This window comes from Halanaerobium kushneri, assembly GCF_900156285.1.
Classification (GTDB): domain Bacteria; phylum Bacillota; class Halanaerobiia; order Halanaerobiales; family Halanaerobiaceae; genus Halanaerobium; species Halanaerobium kushneri.
The window spans coordinates 37,860-58,993 of the sequence record NZ_FTNC01000016.1 but is presented as its reverse complement, the minus strand read 5'-3'; the positions used below and the strand labels follow the sequence as shown (position 1 = coordinate 58,993).

General features: G+C 36.3%; 22 protein-coding genes. 1 reads left to right on the top strand and 21 read right to left on the bottom strand.

Translation table 11 applies throughout. From position 1 onward, the window contains the following. The 4 genes from larB to BW929_RS10780 all read right to left on the bottom strand — a co-directional run bounded on the left by larB (position 1) and on the right by BW929_RS10780 (position 5,193). Positions 1 to 771, bottom strand: coding sequence for a nickel pincer cofactor biosynthesis protein LarB (gene larB / locus BW929_RS10795; RefSeq protein ID WP_076545502.1), 771 nt, complete (start codon positions 769 to 771; stop codon positions 1 to 3). Continuing rightward, positions 764 to 1,582: an ATP-dependent sacrificial sulfur transferase LarE gene (gene larE, locus BW929_RS10790; RefSeq protein WP_076545501.1), complete on the bottom strand. Its 819-nt coding sequence runs from the start codon at positions 1,580 to 1,582 to the stop codon at positions 764 to 766. The genes larB and larE overlap by 8 nt, the downstream gene beginning before the upstream one ends. A 15-nt stretch (positions 1,583 to 1,597) precedes the next feature. After that, positions 1,598 to 3,382 carry a YgiQ family radical SAM protein gene (locus tag BW929_RS10785; protein WP_407645384.1) on the bottom strand — a complete coding sequence of 595 codons (1,785 nt, stop codon included), beginning with the start codon at positions 3,380 to 3,382 and terminating at the stop codon, positions 1,598 to 1,600. A 296-nt stretch (positions 3,383 to 3,678) separates the two neighbouring features. After that, on the bottom strand, positions 3,679 to 5,193 hold the full coding sequence (locus BW929_RS10780) for a bifunctional metallophosphatase/5'-nucleotidase (protein ID WP_076545499.1): 1,515 nt from the start codon (positions 5,191 to 5,193) through the stop codon (positions 3,679 to 3,681). Between the two features lie 161 nt (positions 5,194 to 5,354). On the opposite strand from BW929_RS10780, the gene BW929_RS10775 reads away from it, so the two are divergent. Next, positions 5,355 to 6,263, top strand: a complete 909-nt coding sequence (locus BW929_RS10775) for a P1 family peptidase (protein WP_076545498.1) — start codon at positions 5,355 to 5,357, stop codon at positions 6,261 to 6,263. A 138-nt stretch (positions 6,264 to 6,401) separates the two neighbouring features. On the opposite strand, the gene phoU is transcribed toward BW929_RS10775, so the two are convergent. The 17 genes from phoU to BW929_RS10690 form a co-directional block, all read right to left on the bottom strand. Then, on the bottom strand, positions 6,402 to 7,055 hold the full coding sequence (phoU, locus tag BW929_RS10770) for a phosphate signaling complex protein PhoU (protein ID WP_076545497.1): 654 nt from the start codon (positions 7,053 to 7,055) through the stop codon (positions 6,402 to 6,404). Positions 7,056 to 7,171: 116 nt separating this feature from the next. Then, positions 7,172 to 8,209 (bottom strand): threonine aldolase family protein, encoded by a 1,038-nt coding sequence (locus tag BW929_RS10765; protein WP_076545496.1) that lies wholly within the window; start codon positions 8,207 to 8,209, stop codon positions 7,172 to 7,174. Between the two features lie 84 nt (positions 8,210 to 8,293). Then, positions 8,294 to 8,617: an AzlD domain-containing protein gene (locus BW929_RS10760; RefSeq protein ID WP_143414035.1), complete on the bottom strand. Its 324-nt coding sequence runs from the start codon at positions 8,615 to 8,617 to the stop codon at positions 8,294 to 8,296. Next, the gene (locus BW929_RS10755; RefSeq protein ID WP_076545495.1) at positions 8,604 to 9,332 is read right to left on the bottom strand and encodes an AzlC family ABC transporter permease; all 729 of its coding nucleotides are present in this window, start codon (positions 9,330 to 9,332) and stop codon (positions 8,604 to 8,606) included. The genes BW929_RS10760 and BW929_RS10755 overlap by 14 nt, the downstream gene beginning before the upstream one ends. Positions 9,333 to 9,394: 62 nt before the next feature. Continuing rightward, positions 9,395 to 10,426 (bottom strand): ABC transporter permease, encoded by a 1,032-nt coding sequence (locus BW929_RS10750; protein WP_076545494.1) that lies wholly within the window; start codon positions 10,424 to 10,426, stop codon positions 9,395 to 9,397. A 22-nt stretch (positions 10,427 to 10,448) separates the two neighbouring features. Then, positions 10,449 to 11,396 (bottom strand): ABC transporter permease, encoded by a 948-nt coding sequence (locus BW929_RS10745; protein ID WP_234978097.1) that lies wholly within the window; start codon positions 11,394 to 11,396, stop codon positions 10,449 to 10,451. Between the two features lie 113 nt (positions 11,397 to 11,509). Then, positions 11,510 to 13,054, bottom strand: coding sequence for an ABC transporter substrate-binding protein (locus tag BW929_RS10740; protein ID WP_076545492.1), 1,545 nt, complete (start codon positions 13,052 to 13,054; stop codon positions 11,510 to 11,512). 33 nt (positions 13,055 to 13,087) lie between these two features. Next, on the bottom strand, positions 13,088 to 13,861 hold the full coding sequence (locus BW929_RS10735; protein WP_076545491.1) for a gamma-glutamyl-gamma-aminobutyrate hydrolase family protein: 774 nt from the start codon (positions 13,859 to 13,861) through the stop codon (positions 13,088 to 13,090). 133 nt (positions 13,862 to 13,994) lie between these two features. Next, complete coding sequence (locus BW929_RS10730) at positions 13,995 to 14,309, bottom strand: XdhC family protein (protein ID WP_076545490.1); 315 nt, start codon at positions 14,307 to 14,309, stop codon at positions 13,995 to 13,997. After that, positions 14,309 to 15,085, bottom strand: coding sequence for an XdhC family protein (locus BW929_RS10725; protein ID WP_076545489.1), 777 nt, complete (start codon positions 15,083 to 15,085; stop codon positions 14,309 to 14,311). Before BW929_RS10725 ends, BW929_RS10730 begins: the two co-directional genes overlap by 1 nt. A 75-nt stretch (positions 15,086 to 15,160) precedes the next feature. Beyond that, positions 15,161 to 15,940, bottom strand: coding sequence for an ABC transporter ATP-binding protein (locus BW929_RS10720; RefSeq protein WP_076545488.1), 780 nt, complete (start codon positions 15,938 to 15,940; stop codon positions 15,161 to 15,163). Next, complete coding sequence (locus BW929_RS10715) at positions 15,940 to 16,965, bottom strand: FecCD family ABC transporter permease (RefSeq protein ID WP_234978096.1); 1,026 nt, start codon at positions 16,963 to 16,965, stop codon at positions 15,940 to 15,942. The genes BW929_RS10720 and BW929_RS10715 overlap by 1 nt, the downstream gene beginning before the upstream one ends. Continuing rightward, positions 16,966 to 17,997: an ABC transporter substrate-binding protein gene (locus BW929_RS10710; protein WP_076545487.1), complete on the bottom strand. Its 1,032-nt coding sequence runs from the start codon at positions 17,995 to 17,997 to the stop codon at positions 16,966 to 16,968. A 145-nt stretch (positions 17,998 to 18,142) separates the two neighbouring features. Next, on the bottom strand, positions 18,143 to 18,493 hold the full coding sequence (locus BW929_RS10705; protein WP_076545486.1) for a winged helix-turn-helix domain-containing protein: 351 nt from the start codon (positions 18,491 to 18,493) through the stop codon (positions 18,143 to 18,145). 46 nt (positions 18,494 to 18,539) lie between these two features. Next, positions 18,540 to 19,172: a nucleotidyltransferase family protein gene (locus tag BW929_RS10700; RefSeq protein ID WP_076545485.1), complete on the bottom strand. Its 633-nt coding sequence runs from the start codon at positions 19,170 to 19,172 to the stop codon at positions 18,540 to 18,542. 2 nt (positions 19,173 to 19,174) lie between these two features. Continuing rightward, on the bottom strand, positions 19,175 to 20,605 hold the full coding sequence (locus tag BW929_RS10695) for an alpha-amylase (protein ID WP_076545484.1): 1,431 nt from the start codon (positions 20,603 to 20,605) through the stop codon (positions 19,175 to 19,177). 278 nt (positions 20,606 to 20,883) lie between these two features. After that, on the bottom strand, positions 20,884 to 21,087 hold the full coding sequence (locus BW929_RS10690; protein WP_073157311.1) for a cold shock domain-containing protein: 204 nt from the start codon (positions 21,085 to 21,087) through the stop codon (positions 20,884 to 20,886). Positions 21,088 to 21,134 lie beyond the last annotated feature (47 nt).

The window sequence follows — 21,134 nt, the reverse complement described above, 5'->3', positions numbered from 1 at the left end:
TTATCCTTCCTCTCTCGCTTTTTCTATCTGTAAAATAATTGTACTGGCCAAATAGGCAGCTCCAAAGCCATTGTCTATATTAACAACTCCAATACCGCTGGCACAACTATTAATCATTGTCAGCAGTGCTGAGACTCCACCAAAATTAGCACCATATCCGACACTTGTTGGTACAGCAATTACTGGTTTATCAACAAGACCCCCAACTACACTCGCCAGAGCTCCTTCCATACCAGCAACTGTGATAATAACTTCAGCTGCATTTAACTTCTCTAAATTACCTAAAAGACGGTGAACTCCGGCTACCCCGACATCGTATAAGCGTTCAACAGAATTACCAAGTGCTTCAGCAGTTATTACCGCTTCTTCAGCCACTGGAATATCGGAAGTTCCACCACTAACTACTAAGATTTTACTTTTAGTTTTTTCTAATGGCTGTTTTTCTATAAATATCATCTGTGGCCGCTCATGATAGACTGCCTCTGGTGCAATTTTTTTAATTCTTTGATAAACCTCTTTGCCAGCTCTACTTGCTAAAATATTATTATCATGTTTGAGCATTTCCCGAACTATACCTTCAATCTCATCCAGAGATTTTCCCTCACAGTAAATAACTTCAGGAAATCCGTTGCGTAAACTACGATGATTGTCTACCTTGGCAAAACCAAGATCTTTAAAAGGAAGATCTTTTAATGATGCTGCTGCCTGATCAACCTCTATTTCCCCTTCTTTAACTTTTTCTAGTAATACTTTAATATCCTCTTTATTCATCTTTTGCCTCCAAAATTTCTTTATTCATGCTCCCACTTTTATATGCTGATAGATCTAAGGTAACATACTGAAAGCCTAATTTCTGTAATTTATCAGACAATTTGTCCATTAATTTTAAATCTAAAATTTTCTCTCGATCTGCTTCCGATAATTCTATCCGGGCCAGATTGCTGTGATCCCGAACTCTAAACTGTTCAAAACCCATTCTGTGCATTAATTCCTCAGCAATTTCTATTTTTTCCAGCTTATCTGCACTGATCCTATCATCATAGGAAACTCTGGTCGCCAGACAGGACATACTGGGTTTATTCCAGGTTGAAAGGCCAAGTTTTTTTGAAAGTTCTCTAATTTCATTTTTGGTTAATGCAGCCGCCAGCATTGGACTTTTAACTCCCAGCTCTTTTAGAGCTTTACGACCAGGACGATAATCTCCCTGATCATCTACATTTGAACCTTCAATTACAGTTTTTCCAGCCGCATAATCTATAATTTTATTGAAAATAACTTTTTTACAGTGATAACAGCGATCAGAATTATTTTCAACAGCTTTTTCTAATTCTCTGAGTTCTATTTCCAGCTGCTGATGGTTTAAATCTAATTTTTCTACCAATTCTGCCACTTCTTTAATTTCTCTTTCCGGAACAAAGGGAGTATTGACTGTGACAGCTTCAAAATCCACTCCTGCTTTTGTTGCCGCAGCAGCCAGAAAAGTACTGTCAACTCCACCGGAAAAGGCAATTATAAATGGTTCTAATTCAGTTAAACTCTCCAGTAGTAAATTATATTTATCTGTTGTTGTTACTGTAGACATTAAAACTCCTCCTTATTAGTGCGTTGGCGGCACAAGTGCCTTTTTATGATAGCCAATTAAATCTCTGCGTCCCGCCATTTTTAAAGCTTTACGCACTATTTGATGATTTCTTTTTTTATGATACTGCAGCAGAGCTCTCTGCATTTTTTTGGCCTCTTTTGAACGAGCCACATAAACTTCCTCCATTGTTCTCGGGTCATAACCACTGTAGTACATGGCTGTAGCCATCGTTCCTGGAGTGGGGTAAAAATCCTGAACCTGGTCTGGATGGTGATTTATATCTCTTAAATACTCTGCCAGTTCAACCGCATCTTCCAGACGACTTCCTGGATGACTGGAAATAAAATAAGGAATTAAATACTGCTCCAGACCAATTTCATTATTAACCTGATAAAAAGCTTCTCTAAATTTATCAAAAACTTCAATACCCGGCTTTCCCATATAACTTAATACACTATCTGAAACATGCTCAGGAGCAACTTTAAGCTGTCCACTAACATGATGTGCTGCCAGCTCCTTTAAGTATTTGCGACTATCTTCATCCTGTAGTAAATAATCAAAACGAATACCTGAGCGAATAAATACTTTTTTAACACCAGGGAGATTTCTCAGCTCTCTTAAAATTTCAAAGTACTCTTTATGATCAACTTCCAACTTGCTGCAGGGAGCAGGAAACATACATTCTTTGCCCCGGCACATACCTCGCGAAAGTTGAGATGTACAGGAAGGCCTGCGAAAATTAGCAGTTGGACCTCCAACATCATGAATATAACCTTTAAAATCATCCATGGCGATAATTTTTTTAGCCTCTTTAAGTAAAGACTCTTTACTACGAGCTGTCATCATTTTGCCCTGATGAAAAGAAATTGCACAAAATGAGCAGGCGCCAAAACAGCCTCGAGAACTAACCAGACTAAATTTTACCTCTTTTATTGCCGGTACTCCACCTTGATTTTCGTAAATAGGATGATAATTTCGCTGATAGGGTAAAGAATAAACATGGTCAAGTTCCTCCTGATTTAAGGGCTCTACCGGTGGATTCTGAACTAAATAGCGATTACCATGCTGCTGTACCAACTGCTGACCGCGAATTGGATCCTGTTCTAAATATTCTAGTTTGTAAGCATAGGCATACTGTTTTTTGCTGTTTTTAACTTCTTTATAGGCAGGTAAAACTTCATAATCATATAAAGATTCAAGATCATCAGCAATAAAGGCTGTTCCTGGAAGATAATTTATATACTTTATCTCCAGTCCTGCTTCTAAATTTTCAGCTATTTTTAAAATCTGTTTTTCTCCCATTCCATAAACTAAAAGATCAGCTCGGCTGTCAAATAGTATTGAGCGCCGCACACTTTCATCCCAGTAATCATAATAAGCAAACCGCCTCAGGCTGGCCTCAATTCCACCAATAATAATTGGAATATCAGCATAAGCTTCCCGCAGACGATTGCTGTAAACAATAGTTGCCCGATCAGGACGATAACCACTTTCTCCTCCCGGAGAATAATTATCATAACTCCTGCGATGTTTGGAAACTGAAAAATGATTAACCATTGAATCCATATTACCTGCAGTTACTAAAAATCCATATCTGGGTTCTCCCAGCTGCTTAAAATCTTTAGTCGAGCGCCAGTCTGGCTGAGCTATTATACCAACCTTAAAACCAGCATCTTCCAGTACTCTGGCAATAATAGCTGTGCCAAAAGATGGATGATCAATATAAGCATCACCACTAATAATAATAAAATCTAGCTGTTTCCAGCCTCTTTTTTTCATATCTCTCTTTGAAATAACCATAAACTGATCTCTAGGATTTTCTAATTCTTTCGCTTTTTTTCTTTTATTTAAAGCTTCATTCTGTTTTTTCATTTTAACTTATCAGTAACTCCTTTATCTTTCCTGCTTAATTTAAACTGAGCAATCTACTCATTATTATAGCAGAAAAACCAATCTATATCGAATCTTAATCCAAATGATTATTTTCACATATTTTAAGATAAAAAACCTTCTGCTGTCTAAAAAATCAGCAGAAGGTTTTTTTAATTTATTCAACTTTTTCAACGAATATCGATTAATTCCGGTGACGACCGATTTTATTCAGCCACTATTCTTCCTTCTGTTACAGGAGCTACAGGAGAGTTAGCTTCAATATATTCCATTACTATTTCTTCTAAGCCTCCAGCTTCTTTTACGATTGGAGCATCAGTAAACATTGTATAACCATCTCCACCCGCTTTCATAAAATCGTTGGTAGCAACTGTATACATCTTATCCTGTTCCAATTCTTCTCCCTCAACCCAGACCTGCTGGACTCTATTACCTGGCTCCGCATCACCATTAAATGTAAATTTAATCCCGGATACCTGGGGGAAAAGTCCTTCAGTAGCAGGATACTCAGATACTGCATGTTCCAGGGCGGCTCTTAGTTTAGCTCCACTAATTTCAATCGCCATAGCTGTGTTACCAAAGGGCAGAACGGTTATAACTTCTCCCTGAGTAATTTCACCTCTGTCAATAGAGGCTCTAATTCCACCACCATTGGTGATTGCTACATCAGTATCTAATTTTGCTCTCATAGCATCAGTAATTAAATTACCAAGATTGGTTTCACCTGTCCGAACATTTCCTCGTTCACCATTAAGTTCAACCCTGGTAACTCCTACTGTTTGAGAAGTTATAGCAGCATTGGCTCTATTAATACGGTCAACAACTGTAGAAATAATAAAGTCTTTTTCTACATCTGCAGTCTCTTCTCTAGTAATTAAATTGGCTTTAATATCTGTGAGTTCTCCATTATCTACAGTTAAATCTACATAACCTAAGAATTTAGAATATTCTCCAGCCATAACAATCATTGTATCATTAACCATCATACCTTCTTTTAAAACATTATGACTGTGGCCGTCAACTATTAAATCAATCCCTGGTACTTCTTCTGCTACCATCTTACTGGTATATTTACTTCCTTCACTAATTCCCAGGTGAGTTAATCCAACAATGATATCAACTTTACCTCTTAACTCATTTACTACAGCATTAGCAGTAGTAATTGGGTTTTCAAATACAAGTCCTTCAACATTTTTGGGGTGTGTTTTATAAGCTGTCTCTGGAGTTACCAGACCAAAAACTCCTACTTTAACTCCATCATATTCTTTTATAATATAATCTTTTTTATAGGGAATCTCTTCTCCATCTTCTCGAACCAGATTAGCAGCTAAAAAAGGAAAGTTGCTCATATTAGCCAATTCTTCTAATCGGGCCTGACCATAGTTAAAATCATGATTACCCAGAGTTAGAGCATCTACATTCATCAAATCAAGGATATTACTAATAGCTTCTCCATCATTTATGTTGGCAATAGTTTGACCGTGGAAACTATCACCAGCATCTAGAAACATCACATTTCCCATCTCTCGTCTGGCTTTCTTAATCAAGGTTGCCATTTTAGCATAACCTATACTGCCAGCATAATCATCATCTTCTACTCTGGAGTGAACATCATTTACATGATAAATCCTTATGTCTACCTCTTCCGCCAGAATAGTAAAAGATAGAGTCATAACTAAAATCAGAGTCAAAAAGGTAATAGATAGTTTTTTGAACTTCACAAATTCCACCTCCATATTTTTTTGAAAATTATTACTTCTATTTATAATATTTGATATAAGAATTAATTTTCCTGCCAAACTAAAAAAAATCATCTAAAAATGTTATAATTTTTTTAAGAAAAGATTTTTGACATAACGAAACATCACAGGGAGGGCGAAAAATGAATAATGACTTAACAGCTATTGAGGGTATAAAAATTGGTCATGCTGATAATCAAAAGGCTGGAACTGGCTGCAGCGTAATCCTGGCTGAAGGAGATTTTACTATTGGAGCGGAAGTTCGTGGGGGTGCACCAGGAAGCAGGGAAATTGCTTTAACTGACAGCCGGGCTGCAGTTGATAAAGCTAATGCTGTTTTTTTAAGTGGTGGCAGTGCCTATGGTCTTGATGCAGCTGGTGGAGTTATGAAATATTTAAGAGAAAAAAATACTGGTTTCCAGACAGGCGGTGGAGTTGTGCCTATAGTTCCTGCAGCAGTAATTTATGATTTGGAATATAAAAGCAATAAATATCCAGATTCAGAAATGGCTTATCAGGCCTGTCTTAGTGCTGATAGTTCCAGACAGAAAAATGAAAGTATAGGGGCAGCAACTGGCGCAACCTGTGGTAAAATAAATGGAATGAATAACGCCAGCAAAACAGCACTGGGGCATGCAGCTAAAAAGACCGGAGATCTTGTTGTAGCTGCAATGTCAGTTGTCAACGCTTTTGGTGATATCAAAAACCCCGAAATTTCAAAAATAATTGCTGGAGCCAGAGATAGTGATGGAAATTATATCGATACCGAAAAAATGATTATTAACCAACCAGAAATCAATCTTGGATTTTTACGAGAAAATACAACACTGGTAGTAATAGCAACTAATGCTACTTTAAACAAAGCGGAAGCAAACCGGATTTCAATGATGGCACAGAGTGGTTTAAGCCGTACTATTTATCCTGTTCACACTCTTTTGGATGGAGACAGCATTTTTACTCTGGCTTCTAATCAAATAAAAGCAGATACCAATCAAATTGGAATAATAGCTGCTGAAGTTGTTAAAGAGGCTATTTTAAATTCTGCCCGATAAAATTAAACCTTTATGTTTAACCTCTATTTAGAAAAAACGGCCTGTAAAAACAGGCCGTTTTAGTTTATTCAATTTATACAAGCAATTTTGTTCTAATCCTCTATACTAAACTATACTTCAATATAATAAATAATATATTTAATACTTAACTCTTTTACCTGTAACAATAAAGATAGTCTCCTCACCAATATTAGTTGCATGATCACCTACACGCTCCAGCGACTTAGCTAAATTGATGTGTTGAACTATCTGTTTGATTTCATCTTTATCTTCTTTTTGACTTATCATTTTAATAGCTTTATGATAAATATCTTCATAAAGATTATCTGCTTTTTCGTCCATTCTGCAGGCAGCCTCTGCCAGGTCAGAATTCCTGGTAGAAAATGATTCTAAAACTACATCCAGCATATCAGTTACAATATCAGCCAGTTCAGGAATCATAACAAGTGGTTTCATAATTCCATCATGTTTTAATTCAAGTAAGATTTCTGCTATATTAGTTGCCTGATCCCCAATTCTTTCTAAATCATTTGCAATTTTAATCATAGCAATACTAAACCAGGTATCGGAAGCCAGGGGTTGATCCAGAGTCAACAAGCGCGAAACTTCTTCTTCTATTGTGATTAGGTAGTTATCTAAAACATCATCTCGTTCAATTATTTCGTGAGCTTTTTCTACATTCAAATCGTCCATTGCTTTAATAACATTCTGCAGCATTTCCTCTGCAACTTCACTCATATCACTGAGATCATCAAGAAGTTGTTCACGCTTTTTTTCATACACCTGTTCCATTGGACTCACTCTCCTCTTTTAAATTTAATAAAGTTAAGTTTATCGATATAATTAATTAAGTCATATTAAATTATTCTTGACAGAAATCTAAAATCCTGCCTTTTTTAAAATTTAATTTAAACAAAAACTTCTCTGGCTGTTTTTTCAATATGTTTTACTGCATAGCGAATATCTTCTAAACTTAAATCTAAGTGAGTTACAGCACGTAATTTGCCCTCAAGCCTGCTAACTCTAATTCCTTTTTTAAGTAGTTCGTCTGCAAATAAATCTGCTTTACCTTCAGCAACAGAAAAAAGAACAATATTAGTTTCAACTGTTTTTGGATCAATATCCAGACCTTTTTGATCTGCAATTGTTTCTGCCAGCATTTTAGCATGTTTATGATCTTCTTTTAATCTAGCAACATTATGCTCTAAAGCAAAAATTCCACCTGCTGCTATAATTCCTGCCTGCCTCATTGCTCCTCCCAGCCTCTGCTTCCAGTAACGAGCCTGTTCAATAAATTCTGCCGAACCAGCAAGTACTGAGCCAACTGGAGCTCCAAGTCCTTTACTTAAGTCAATCCAGATTGAATCAAAATATTGACCATATTCAGCAGGATCTACTTCTGCTTCAACAGCAGCATTTAGCATTCTAGCTCCATCCATATGCATCTTTAAATTTCTTTCCCCAGCGACTTCTGCTATTTCCTTGATTCTTGCTAAAGGCCAGATACGTCCACCACCAAGATTGGTGGTCTGTTCAATTGATATTACTTTTGTCTGCGGACTGTGATAGTCTTTTTCTCTAATTGCTTCTTTAACCTGTTGGGCAGTAAAAATTCCACCTTCTCCAGCCAGCGGCTTAATTGAAGCCCCCGAAATGACAGCAAGAGCCGCACTCTCATAATGAATCGGATGCGCGGTTTGATCCATTATTATTTCATCACCCTGACTGGTATGAACAGCAAAAGAAATCTGATTTGCCATCAGCCCGGAAGGTAAATATACTGCATCATCCTTACCCAGCATTTCTGCTGTCATCCGGCAGAGACGATTAACGCTCGGGTCTTCGCCTAACTGCTCATCACCCACCTCAGCCTCAGCCATAAATCTCCTCATATCCTGAGATGGTCTGGTTCCAGTATCACTAAATAAGTCAACTTTAATTTCCATTTTAAATCCCCCAATTCAAATTTTTTGAAAAATATCAGACAGTAAAAATAATCGAAACCTACTTTATAATCTTCATTAAAGCTCTTAAAAAATAAGCATTAAGATGAAATAAAAAATCAAACCTCCACTGACTGTATAAAATATATTTTTAGTTCTATATGCCACAAATAAAGTTGGAAAAAAAGCAATTAAAGCCGTGTTGTCCAAACTTAGATAAATGCTTCCATTTTTGAGCAGGATAGAGGGCGCCAGAAGTGCAGACAGTACAGCCGCAGGGATAAAGCTTAACCAGAGTACTACTCGTTCGGGAAGTTCCTTATTTCCAAGTATTGAAAGCGGCAGTACTCTCGGTAAAAAAGTTACAATAACCATTCCGGCCACCATAAATATAAATTTAACTGTTTCCACTGATATACACCCCTAAAAAAGCTGCCAGTACAGTAGCTAAAATAATATTCCAACTTCCATCAATAACCAGCGCAAAAAACAGTGATAAAAGACCAGAAAAAACCGCAACAATAATTTCACTGCTGGAACTGATCTGCATTACCAAAAGAACCACAAACATTGCCGGAAGAACAAAATCCAGGGCACCTCCGCTACCAAAATTAATAAACTCAGTTAAAAAAGCTCCTGCCGCGGAACTAAAGACCCAGCCCAGATAGGCTGTAAAACCAAGTCCAACAAAATATCTCTGTTTATTCTTCTGGCTCTCCAATTTACTCATTGAAACTGCAAACGACTCATCAGTTACCAAAAATCCTAAAAAAGGATAATAATAAAAAGGTAAATTTCGCAAATGAAGACTTAAAGAAGCAGATAACAAAAGATGACGTAAATTAACAAGAAAAGTCATTGCAACTATAGCTGCCACAGCGGCCCCCGCAGCAATCATTTCTATTGCAACCAGCTGAGACGATCCTGCAAAAACAAAAAGGGACATAGCTGTAGTTTGCAGTGGTGTTAAACCTTTATTAACAGCCAGCATTCCATAAGCGAGGCCAATTGGAAGGTAACCCAAAATTATTGGAAAAGCATCTTTTATTCCAGCTTTTAAACTTGAATCATTTAATTTTGCCAGAAGATAGTCCTGATCATCTATCTTTTTCTCCTGTTGTGACATAGTAATTTTTACCTCTTTTCAAAATCTTATTTAAAAATATTATTAAAAATCAAAGCTGCACTTTAATCCAGCTGACGTGGATCAAGTGCATCTCTTAAGGCATCACCAAGCAAGTTAAAACTTAGAACTGTAATAATTATTGCCAGTCCCGGAAAAACTGACATCCAGGGAGCCTGGATCAAATATTCCTGTCCTCTATTTAACATTGTTCCCCAGGCAGCAGTTGGAGGCTGAATACCAAGCCCCAGAAAACTTAAACCCGCCACAACCAGAATTGAAATACCAATTCTTAAAGTAGAAAGTACTATTAAAGAAGAAATCGAATTGGGCAAAATATGGTTATATAAAATTCGCAGGTCACTTGCTCCCAGTGCCTTAGCAGCAGAAACATATTCTTTTTCTTTAATTTGGAAAACTACAGAGCGAGTTAGTCTTGAAAAATTAATTAAACCAGTAACACCAACAGCAATTATAATATTAAAAATTCCTGTTCCCAGTGCGGAAATTATAGCCAGAGCCAGCAAAATAAATGGAATCGAATTCCAAATCTCTACCAGTCGCATAATTATCATATCCACTTTACCACCATAATAACCAGCAAGCAGACCAAGACTAACACCCAGGCTGGCATTAACTAAAACAGCAGCAAATCCTACCCCCAGAGCAATTCTTGCTCCATAAAGAACTCTGGAAAACATATCTCTTCCAAAATCATCAGTACCAAACCAGTGCTCTAAAGAAGGTGCTGAATAAGTCATATTACTGTAATCAATTTCCGTTGGTGAATAGGGAGCAATAAAAGGTGCCATAAAAGCAGCATAGAATATAAGTGCCAGGATAATTACTGCAATCTTACCCCCATAACCTTTATTAAATTCTTTAAACATTTTTGCATAAAGTGCATTTTCTCGTAACTTAATGAATATACTCTTTTTAACTAACAGTAATAACAAAACAAAAATTAGAATTATCGAAAAAACAGTAGCAAATTTATATTCAAGACTACTCCAAATTTTACTCTCTATAAACCAGTTTTTATAATTTATATAAAGTTGAATCAATAATAGTATAAATAAAATAAATTTCTTTTTCAAATTTCAACACCTCATTCCACTGCTATTTATAACTAATCCGGGGATTAATAAATACATAAATGACATCTACCAGTAAATTTACCAGAACAAAAAGTATCGATAAAATTAAAATGGACCCAAAAACTAAAGGCTGGTCTCTGGACTCCACAGCTTTGACAGCCAGTCTTCCTACACCAGGCCAGGCAAAAACTGATTCAATTAGAATTGCTCCTCCAAACATCATAGCCAGCTGGTTCCCAATATTAGTTATAATTGGGATCAAAGCATTACGAAAAGCATGTTTCAAAATAATAATTTTTTCAGCAACACCCTTAGAACGAGCTGTTACCAGATAATCTTCTTTCATTGTGTCCAGCATTGAAGATCTGGTTATTCGACTGGTAGAAGCAATCATTACTGTACTTAAGGCAAAAGCTGGTAAAATTAAATGCCTTAACCCACTTAAAGTCCAAATTCGGCCCCCATACCCGGATGAAGGTAAAATAGGAAAATAAACTGAAAATATATAAATAAAAATAATACCTGTAAAAAAGGCTGGAACAGAAATACCGATCGTTGCAATAAACATACTCATCAGATCAAATAAAGAATTCTTTTTAACCGCGGCAATCACTCCAGTCGGTATTGCTACCAGAACAGCAATAATTAGAGAGAGTAAACCTAATTCAATAGTAGCTGTTAAGCGACGACCAATTATATTAATAACTTGATCACCATAATAGATTGAATCCAGCTCTCCAGTCAGAAAATTCTTCAGCATTAAAAAATAACGGATGTGAAAGGGCTCATTGAAACCAAATTTTTCATTTAAAGCTGCTATAGCCTCAGGTGTTACATTAGTTCCCAGCATAATAGCCGCTGGATTGCCCGGAACAAGCTGCATAATTCCAAATAAAATTAAGGAAACACCAATTACAACAGGTATTAACCAGAGCAGTCTTTTAATTATATAAGCAAACAAATTATTCACCTCTTTCTAAAAAGACTATGCAGATAGATTCAACTATCTGCATAGTAATTTAAATAATTTATCTTTTTATTTACAAAATCACTTTCTTTTAATTCTCTGCTTTATTTAAAATCTTACTCTTTATATACATTTGCTGTGGGAGTAACTAACGGAATTAAAAGTGAATTTCCTGGTTCAAGTTCTTTTACGTTATCCTGCATAACATATATCTGAGTTGAATGAGCAAGCGGGTGGAACACAAGATCTTCAATTAGAACTTTTCTTAAAACCTTATTATAAAGTTCCTCTCGCTCTGCCTGATCAGAAGTTGCTCTGGCCTCTTCCAACCACTGATCTACCTGCTCGTTCTCATAAAAGGCTCTGTTTAATGAACCATCAGATTTAAAGAATCTATATAACCAGTAATCAGGATCTGGATCGGAAACAAACCTTAAGAAAAACATTCCAATTTCTCCCCGTCCCAGCATATCCCACATTGTTCCAAATTCCATAGCATTAACTTCAGCATTTAGTCCTGCCTGTCTTAAAGCAGTAACCATTGCTTCGGCAGTTTTAACCTGGTTTGGCCTGCTGTTTGATACATAAACCTGAGCCACATAATCTGCAGGAATTACACCATCAGCTTTTAGTTCTTCAAACTTTTGAGCTGCTGCTTCTGGATCAAAACCAACAGCATTTTCTTTTAAGAACTCCCTGTCTTCTGGCCAGAGTGTGGGCGGCAGCATTGAATAAGCTCTCTCACCTAAAACACCGAAAATCTGAGGTATTATCTGGTCAAAAGGAACCGCCTGTAATACAGCTTCTCTAAACTTACGTTCCTGAGTTGGCTGCATATCAAAGTTAAAGCCCAGGAAGTTAATACCTGCACCTGCAGCCGACTTAACCTGATAATCAGGATTATCTATAAAAGATTCCAGCTGTCCTACATCCAGATTTACACCAAAGTCAATTCCGCCGCTACGGAGTTCCATTGCCTGAGTTGCAGATTCTGGGATGGATCTAATTACTAATTTTTTGATATTTGGTACCTTATTCCAGTAATCTTCAAAGGCAGATAAAACTATCTGATTACCTGCATCCCATTCTTCCATCTTAAAAGGTCCAGCTCCAATTGGATTACGGCCGAGCTCTTCGTCCCCTACTTCTTCGGCATATTCTTTTGGTACAATACCAAAGGTCATCCCCAGAATAAAGGGAGAATATGGTTCACTTAAAGTAAATTTAATCGTATAATTATCAATTACTTCTATTGATTCAATTGACTCTACTTTAGCTCTCAAACCAGAACCATAATCAGGATCAAGAATTCTCTGGTAGGTATACTCGACATCTTCAGCTGTTAATTCCTGACCATTATGAAATTTTACACCCTGGCGTAACTCAAATGTATATTCAAGACCATCTTCCGAAACTGTCCAATCTTTAGCAATTCCAGGAACAATTTTATTTGCCTTTCCATATTCTACTAAACCATCAAAAATTAAGGATGCTACTCTTTCATTAACAGAGATAGTTGTTTCTCCAGGATCAAGATTACTTACCTCATCCTCGATTCCCATCACAAATTCTTCGGTCACCTTTTCCTGAGCCTGTACAGCAGTAAAGAACGAAAAGATAAATAAAGAAACTAATAATAAGACTAAAAACTTATTTTTCATTATACTTCCTCCTTAAAGTACTCGTTTGATTATTTACTTATTTTCTTTTCTAGCCTGATTAACAAATTCAACAAAATCTTTAAATAAATTTAACTGAACCGGGTCATTGGCAGCCATCATTTCTGGATGCCACTGCACTCCAACTAAGTAAGGATAATTAGGATCCTCAATCCCCTCCACAAAACCATCAGGAGCTACAGCTGAAACTTTTAGGCCATCACCAACCTTATCTACAGCCTGATGATGATAGGAATTTACTGCAACTTCTTCTCCAGCAAAAACTCGAGCCAGTCTTGTATTTTCTTTAATTTCTAGTTTGTGAGTTTTATAATATTTAGGAACCATTAAAGCCATATGTGGTATTTTACTGTCAGCATTATTACCACAAACATCAACCTTTAAGGAACCTCCATAGAGGATATTTAACAGTTGAAAGCCCCGGCAAATTCCTAAAATTGGTTTTTTCATTTCCATAGCCATTTGTAAAATTTTCAACTCCCAGCGATCACGCTCAGGGGAAATATTGCCCAAATATTTCTGAGGATATGAATTATATAAAGCCGGATCTATATCGCTACCACCAGGTAAGACTACTCCATCAACCTCATCCAGAAATTCTCTAATATACTGCTCATCTTCACTTCTCGATTCAATATAGGGCATAATCATAGGTAAAGCACCTGCCATACTTAAAGCTTCAGAGTAATCCTGAGTTACCAGAGAAAACTCAACTCCCTCCAGTTTATACTGCTCCCCCATTTTTTCTGTTGGAATTTTAAATGATGTGATTAAAATTTTTGGGTACATATTGTTCCTCCATCCAGATCAATATTTTCTTTAAAAACCACTTTTTTGAAATTTAAGCTGGAGATTTATATAAAAATTATACCAATCTTTAGTAAATGTGTCAACTTTGAATATCTGTTCATAATCCAGGGGATTAAGAAATAACCTGAATAAAAATGTCCACCTGTCCCCCACAGACCCAGCCAATTTCAGCAGCTTCTTTACGAGTTAATGTTAATTTCAATTTTTCAGACCTGCCTGTTTTCATTAAGTCCAGAGATTTTTCAATTACAGTCTTTTCATCTTTACCTCCACCAATACTACCAAAAGTGTCACCATTTTCGGTAATTATCATTTCAGTTCCTGTATTGCGGGGGGAAGAACTTTTTGCCTGGACAATAAATGCTCTGGCCAGCCTAACATTATCTTCTTTTAAATTAATAATTTTTTCTAGGATCCCCTTTTTCACTACCTATCCCTCCTGACAGCAACTATCTCTGCTGCAATTGCCACTGCGATTTCTGCAGGTGTCTCACTGCCAATATCAAGTCCTATTGGGGCATGTACTCTCGCCAGTTTTTCTTCATTTATTCCATCTTTTATAAGTTGATCGTAAACTGTTTTTATTTTACGAGAACTGCCAATCATTCCAATATAGCTTGCTTGAGAATCAATAACTTCTTTTAAAACCTGATAATCATGCTGATGACCTCGAGTAACAATTACCAGATAATCATTCTCCCTAATCCTGGCACTGGTAAAATAATCCTTATAAGGTAAACGCAGCAGCTGATCTGCTGTTGGAAATCTATCAAAGTTTAAAAATTCCTCCCGATCATCAACAACTGTAATGCTAAAATCTAAAAGACTACAGATTTTTACAAGCGGCTCTGCAATATGACCTGCCCCAAAAACTGTTAAATGAGGCTGATTAACAACTGGTTCCAGAAAAAATTCAAGTTTATTATTTGAATCCAAATTAAACTCTTTTAACTGTGAATCAGCATTTTTGGCTTCCCCAACAGCAAGAATCTGATTTTTAATATCTTCATTTAGAAAAAACTTTTCCAGTTCATTTTCAAGCTTTTCAGATGAAAATTCAATAAAGCCCTCTTCATCAAATAAAAACATTTCACCAAGTAAATTCTGAGATATTTCTTCGCTCTCAATATCTGTTAATACTGCAGTAAGGATCTTTTTGCTACCCTGTAATTCTTTATAAATTTTTTTAAAGAAATCTTCCATTTATTCCACATCCCTTCAGCCTAAATTTTAACTTAAAATTATTATTCAAATAATTTAAATCTGCTTCAATGAAGTTCAGGCCTTCTGTTTAAATAATCTATCCTGTTGAAAAGCCAGTAAAAATCCTGAATTCTCTCGAACAATTTCAATTTCGTAAGCCCGGCTCAAATTTTGAGCTGTCATTACTTCTTCCACCTGACCGGAAGCAATAATTTTTCCAGCTTTTAAAATAATTACCCTATCAGAATACTGGTAGGCAAGATTTGGGTCATGAAGAGCTGTAATCAAAGTTTTTCCTTTAGCAGTAAGATCTCTCATAATTTTTAAACTAAGATGAGTATTTTTAAAATCAAGATGAGAATTTGGTTCATCTAAAAATAAATAACTGCTTTTCTGCATCAATGCCCTTGCTATCAATACAAGCTGTCTTTCTCCACCAGAAATTTTATTAAAACTCTTATTTTTTAAGTCTAATATCTCCAGTTCAGCCATGATTGCTTCTGCTTCCTGCAGTTCTATAGCCCCGGGAGATTCTGCAAATGAAAGCCAGGGGTTACTTCCCATTAAAATAATATCCAGAACCTGATAATCAAAAACGTTCTGACTCTCCTGTGGCACTACAGCTATTTTTTGAGCAATTTCTTTTTTGCTCATCTTTTTTATATTTTCTCCATCCAGCAGTATTTTTCCTGCATCAGGAACCAATAATCCCTGCATACACCGAAAAAATGTGGTTTTTCCGGATCCGTTTGCCCCCAGTATTGAAATGAATTCTCCTTTCTCTGCCTTAAAATTAATATTTTTTAATACTCTATGATCTGTGTAAGAAAAACTAAGTCCTGTGCCAGTTATCATTACCTCCACCCGCTCTCTTTTTTTGTAATCAGTAAATAGGCAAAAAATGGAGCTCCTATTAAAGCAGTAATAATACTAATCGGAATTTCTGCCCCGCTTACGGTTCTAGCCAGATTATCCATTAAAAGAAGGCTTAAACTTCCCATAAGTGCTGAAGCAGGCAAATAATATTTATATTTGCTGCCCACCATAAATCTTGCTATATGAGGAATAACTAGGCCTATCCAGCTAACCTGGCCTGCAGCAGCAGTAGCTGCTGCCACCATAATTGTTGAAAAAACAATTACAATTAACCTAATTTTATCTGTATTGACTCCGAGAGCTGCTGCTTCTTTTTCTCCTAAAGAAAAAATATTGATCTGCCAGCGTAAAAATAAAATTACTGTCAGCGATATAATAACCACCGGCAATAAGAGATAAAATTCCTGCCAGCCACTGCGAGCAAAACCTCCCATTAAATAAAACACTATTCCTGGTAGATTCTGCATAGGATCTGCCAGGTACTTTAACAGAGAGATTAGAGCATTGGCCAGAGAAGAAACAACTATTCCAGCAAGAACCATAAACATTGTATTCTCACCACCAGCAAGTCGGCTTAACCAGTAAGTTAGGCCGACTGCTGCTATACCGGTAATAAAAGCTATTAAATAAACATAAAAAATTGAACCACTACTGTAAAGAAGACCCAGAGCTACTCCCAGACCTGCCCCAGCCGAAACTCCTAATATATCAGGTGATACAAGTGGATTACGAAAGATATTCTGATAGGCAGCTCCACTAACTGAAAGAGCTGCTCCTACAAGTACCACTGTTAAAATTCTGGGCAAACGGATATAATAAAGAACAGACCAGTCAGGATTATTAAACAGAAGTCTAAAATCTGCTCCCAATAAATCTCTACCAATAGCAATCAGTTTAGTTAAACTGAGATTATAATTACCAATCAATAGAGAAGCACCCACAAATATTATCAAAAACAGTCCCATAATTAATAATTTTTGAGCAGCAGTTATTTTACCAGTCAACTAAAACTCTCCTCCCAATTCGGTAAATGTTTTCCCATATAAATCCTGATAAAAATCATTAAGCTCCTTCTGGAAATTTAAATCTTTATATTCCAGCGGATAATTTTTTTGGGCCAGCCAGAGTTGAGCAATAAAACTAGAAGGAGAAGGGAAATCCCAGGGCTCTAACTGAGATGGAATTCGATATAATTTATTATTTTTAAAGGCACTGACATTCTGATACTTCTTCTCCTGAGACAATTTATTTAACTTACCATTAAAATATTGAGACACAATTACAACCTCAGGATCCCATTCTAAAATTTTTTCTGCTGACACTGTAATAAAACCAGATTTCAGTTCAGCTGCCGGATTTATACCGCCAGCATTTTCTATCATAGCAGTCTGCATCATTTCTGCTCCAACAGAATCGGTAAACTCTGAATTGGCAAAATATATCTTTTTCTTTCTCGCCTCTGGTAAATTGGCTGTTTCTGCTGTTAAACTAGCAATCCTATTATAGGCAGACAGAACTTTTGCTGCCTGTTTTTCTCTATCTAACACTTTTCCTAAAAGTTCAGTAGTTTCTTTAATCAGCTGCAGACTCTCCGGATTAATAATCATTGCTGTTACTCCCTGTCTTTCAAGTTTAGCAGCTGTTTCCAGTGCATCGCGATGAGGATATAAAATAACTAGATCCGGATCCAGACTCAGGGTAGTCTCCAGGTTAATTCCATTTCTTTTTGAACCAACCTGTGGCAGCTCTGCCAGTTCCGGCTGAAGTTTAATAAACAGAGGCTGCTTATCTGTTTTAGCCGAAACTCCGACCAATTTTTCTCCTGCATCCAGTGCCAGCACAAACTGAGTGGCAGATTTATATGTAGTTACAACCCTGTTAATCCTGGCGGGAACAGTTATTTGTCTGCCCACCATATCAGTAAAATTGCGAGCAGCTCCTACCCTAAAGACCAGACTTAAGATAATCATTATGCTTAAACTAAAAATTAACAAATTTCTTTTCCAGCTAACTTTTAAATTTTCTTTTTTTAACATCAAACCACTCTCCTTTCGTTATGTGCGACCTCATATAACGATTATATTATAACATAAAAATTCAATTAATTCAGACAGTATTCTAAAAGACTATTTGTCAGCTTGTCAGCAATCTGCCAGTTACAATGATTCTAAAAAATTATTATTATTTTAATTTATCTTTAAATTCCTGATTAAAATACTTTTTTTCCAGTCCGGAAAGACAGCCTGCTGCTTCTTTTCTAAACTCAGAAAAATTTTCAGTTAAAATTCTTCCTTTTTCTGTCAACTCAGACCCACCACCACTGCTGCCACCAACTTTTTTATTAAGCAGTTTAAAACCCAGCCTTTTTTCGAGTTTTTTTATTAATTTCCAGGCCTGACTGTACGACATATTGATTTCAGCAGCTGCCTGACGTAATGAGCCCAGCTGATCAACCAGTTCGAGAATCTGACAGGGGCCATCACCAAAAAGCCGCTCATCTTCTTCCAGCCACAATTTATAATTTAAACGCATTTTTTTCTCCTTTCTCTACAATAAAATTAAATTTAAATTGCTTCTATTAATCTGTAAATTTATGATCATTATTTCTGTACTTCCAGTAGTCTTGTTTGAGATCTATATCAATTGTAATCTCCTGATAATCAGATAAATAATAATGAATCCTGTCAGGCACCACAGCAAAAAGATTACGCAGTCCACCTTCTCCTTCCAATTTTAAAGCTATATTTTTTAAGCTGTTTTTAATTATAACAGGATGTCCTTTTTGACCCCGATATTCTGGTACAAATATATCTACTTTAAGCTCAAGGTACTTCTGATAAAACTCCCTGTATATATCTGGTCCAATAAAAGGTTTGTCTGCCAGTGTAAAAAGCAAATGCTGATTGCTCTCCAAAAGATTATTAAGAGATTTTTTAACTGAAGACATCATTCCTTTTTGATAATTATCATTTTCTATAATTCTAATAATTCCACTGTTTAACTCAGATCTGTACTTTTTCTGCAGATAATTTACCACTCTCAACTTTTGAGCACCAACAACAATTTGTAGCTCTTCATCCACAATTTCTGCTGCCAGCAGATTGTCAACTGTTTTTCCCAGAATAGTATTCTTATTCTCCCATTCCAGAAGCTGCTTTAATTCTCCCATCCTACTGGCTTCTCCGGCCGCCAGAATTACTGCTGTTAGCATAATTATGATTCCACCGGAACCCAGACAGAATAACCTTCCTCAGCATTACCCTTAACTTTAAAAAGTCCATTAGCATCTTCATCAGTTTCGACTTCTGCTTCTATATGACCTGTATAATCATAATAAACTGTTTCTGCCCGCCCGGTATTAACAGTTTTTTCTATAATTTCTTCATTTTCATGCTGAGTAATCATCATGACCATTCCACTGCCGGGATGCTCATCATCTCCAGTTCGAATATATGAATAGGTGTTTTTATCATTAGATTCACTTTCGTAAGCATCTCCATAAGCAAATTTTTTCCGGGCAGCAATCAGTTTGTCCAGTCTTTCTTTTAGTCCATGACTGTGATAATCTTTCCAGAAAACTGTCGGCACTCCATCTCTTCGCATTAAAATATAACAATATGCCTGCATTTTTCTCTGGACAATTGCTTCAGTCCCATATTCATTTGTCCCATCACGTTCAGTATCATGATTTTCAACAAAAGTGATCGCCCTATCTCTAAAATCATCCTGATTGACCAGTCCTTTTTCTCCTAGCCAGCGCATATCGAGATTGCCCTGCATCAGTTCCACAAAACTTTCTCGCAGAGGAAAATCAAAAACATGTAATTTTTCCTGCCCAACAGTATTTAGATAATCTGCAAGAGTTTCAGCATTATTAACCCAGGCTTCACCAATAAAAAAAAGGTTTTTTTCTGTGCTCAAGTTAACTTCTTCAATAAAATCATGGATCATCCCATTATCCACATGTTTGCTTGCATCAAAACGAAAACCATCAAAATTAATCTCATTTACTATCCATTTACCCCAGTTAATTACATCTTCTTTAATCTCCGGATTTTCATAATCTATGTCCGCCCCCATCAAATAATCTTCTTCGTAAGAGTCATCCCATTCTTTAGATTTAAAGAGAAATTCTCCTGCACGCTGAGTTCTCTCATCCCAGTCTACACCATCAAAAACACGCCAGTCCAGTTTCATATCGCTGTATTTATTTTCTCTACCTTTAAAATTAAAAACTGTCCAGACTTCTGCCTTACTGTCATCTTTAAGTTTAACTTCTTCCTTAGCATCTGCTCCTAAACGATGGTTTAATACAGCATCATAAAGAAGTTTTAAATTATTCTGATGCAGTTTTTTTACTGCTTTTTCTAACTGTTTTTTAGTTCCATATTTAGTTCTTTTTGTCCCTTTCTGTTTAAATTCCCCCAGATCCCAAAGATCATAGGTTCCATATCCCACATCTTCAACTCCAGCAGCTCCTTTATTTGCCGGGGGAAGCCAGAGAAAGTTAAAACCTACTTCTGCAATCTCAGCTGCTTTTTCAGATAAAAGCTGCCATAAATTCGCCTCTTCTGGATATTCTTCTGCATATTGACCTGTATTCATCTCCCAGTAAAAAGTCTGTAAAATAACAGGGTTCTCCACAATAAAACCTCCCAGGAATAAAAAATTCGCTTCACTTTTTGTTTGAATTATCTAAAAATTTAAGCTAAAAAATTCTTCTTATTCATTATCTTATCATAAATTTAATCTTATTTACATTAAATTCTATTTGCCGGAGAAAATTTTTATCCGCTATAAACATTTAGACTTTTTTCTACATAATTCGGGTGGTACACGGCGCCTGTACACCTGTAAACTATTAAAACCCCGCCCAGATCCCTGGACGGGGTAAGTTGTTGCAGTTTATACAGTTTTAAACTCTATAACTTAACAACGTTTTCAGCTTGTGGACCGCGGTCGCCTTCAACGATTTCGAATTCTACTTCTTGTTCGTCTTCAAGTGTCTTGAAACCTTCGTCCTGAATAGCTGAGAAGTGTACAAATACATCGTCGCCATCTTCTCTTTCAATAAAACCATAACCTTTTTTCGCGTCAAACCATTTTACTTTACCTGTGTAAATCATATTAATTCATTCCCCCTAGGAATAATTCTATATTTGGGGTTCGTTCA

Excerpts from the sequence above, each read along its gene's own strand:
- BW929_RS10735 (WP_076545491.1), bottom strand. The coding sequence starts at position 13,861 with ATGTACCCAAAAATTTTAATCACATCATTTAAAATTCCAACAGAAAAA.
- BW929_RS10785 (WP_407645384.1), bottom strand. The coding sequence starts at position 3,382 with ATGGTTATTTCAAAGAGAGATATGAAAAAAAGAGGCTGGAAACAGCTA.
- BW929_RS10765 (WP_076545496.1), bottom strand. The coding sequence starts at position 8,209 with ATGGAAATTAAAGTTGACTTATTTAGTGATACTGGAACCAGACCATCT.
- larB (WP_076545502.1), bottom strand. The coding sequence starts at position 771 with ATGAATAAAGAGGATATTAAAGTATTACTAGAAAAAGTTAAAGAAGGG.
- BW929_RS10690 (WP_073157311.1), bottom strand. The coding sequence starts at position 21,087 with ATGATTTACACAGGTAAAGTAAAATGGTTTGACGCGAAAAAAGGTTAT.
- BW929_RS10700 (WP_076545485.1), bottom strand. The coding sequence starts at position 19,172 with ATGCTAACAGCAGTAATTCTGGCGGCCGGAGAAGCCAGTAGGATGGGA.
- BW929_RS10775 (WP_076545498.1), top strand. The coding sequence starts at position 5,355 with ATGAATAATGACTTAACAGCTATTGAGGGTATAAAAATTGGTCATGCT.
- BW929_RS10740 (WP_076545492.1), bottom strand. The coding sequence starts at position 13,054 with ATGAAAAATAAGTTTTTAGTCTTATTATTAGTTTCTTTATTTATCTTT.
- larE (WP_076545501.1), bottom strand. The coding sequence starts at position 1,582 with ATGTCTACAGTAACAACAACAGATAAATATAATTTACTACTGGAGAGT.
- BW929_RS10725 (WP_076545489.1), bottom strand. The coding sequence starts at position 15,085 with ATGGAAGATTTCTTTAAAAAAATTTATAAAGAATTACAGGGTAGCAAA.
- BW929_RS10720 (WP_076545488.1), bottom strand. The coding sequence starts at position 15,940 with ATGATAACTGGCACAGGACTTAGTTTTTCTTACACAGATCATAGAGTA.
- phoU (WP_076545497.1), bottom strand. The coding sequence starts at position 7,055 with ATGGAACAGGTGTATGAAAAAAAGCGTGAACAACTTCTTGATGATCTC.
- BW929_RS10755 (WP_076545495.1), bottom strand. The coding sequence starts at position 9,332 with ATGTCACAACAGGAGAAAAAGATAGATGATCAGGACTATCTTCTGGCA.
- BW929_RS10710 (WP_076545487.1), bottom strand. The coding sequence starts at position 17,997 with ATGTTAAAAAAAGAAAATTTAAAAGTTAGCTGGAAAAGAAATTTGTTA.
- BW929_RS10705 (WP_076545486.1), bottom strand. The coding sequence starts at position 18,493 with ATGCGTTTAAATTATAAATTGTGGCTGGAAGAAGATGAGCGGCTTTTT.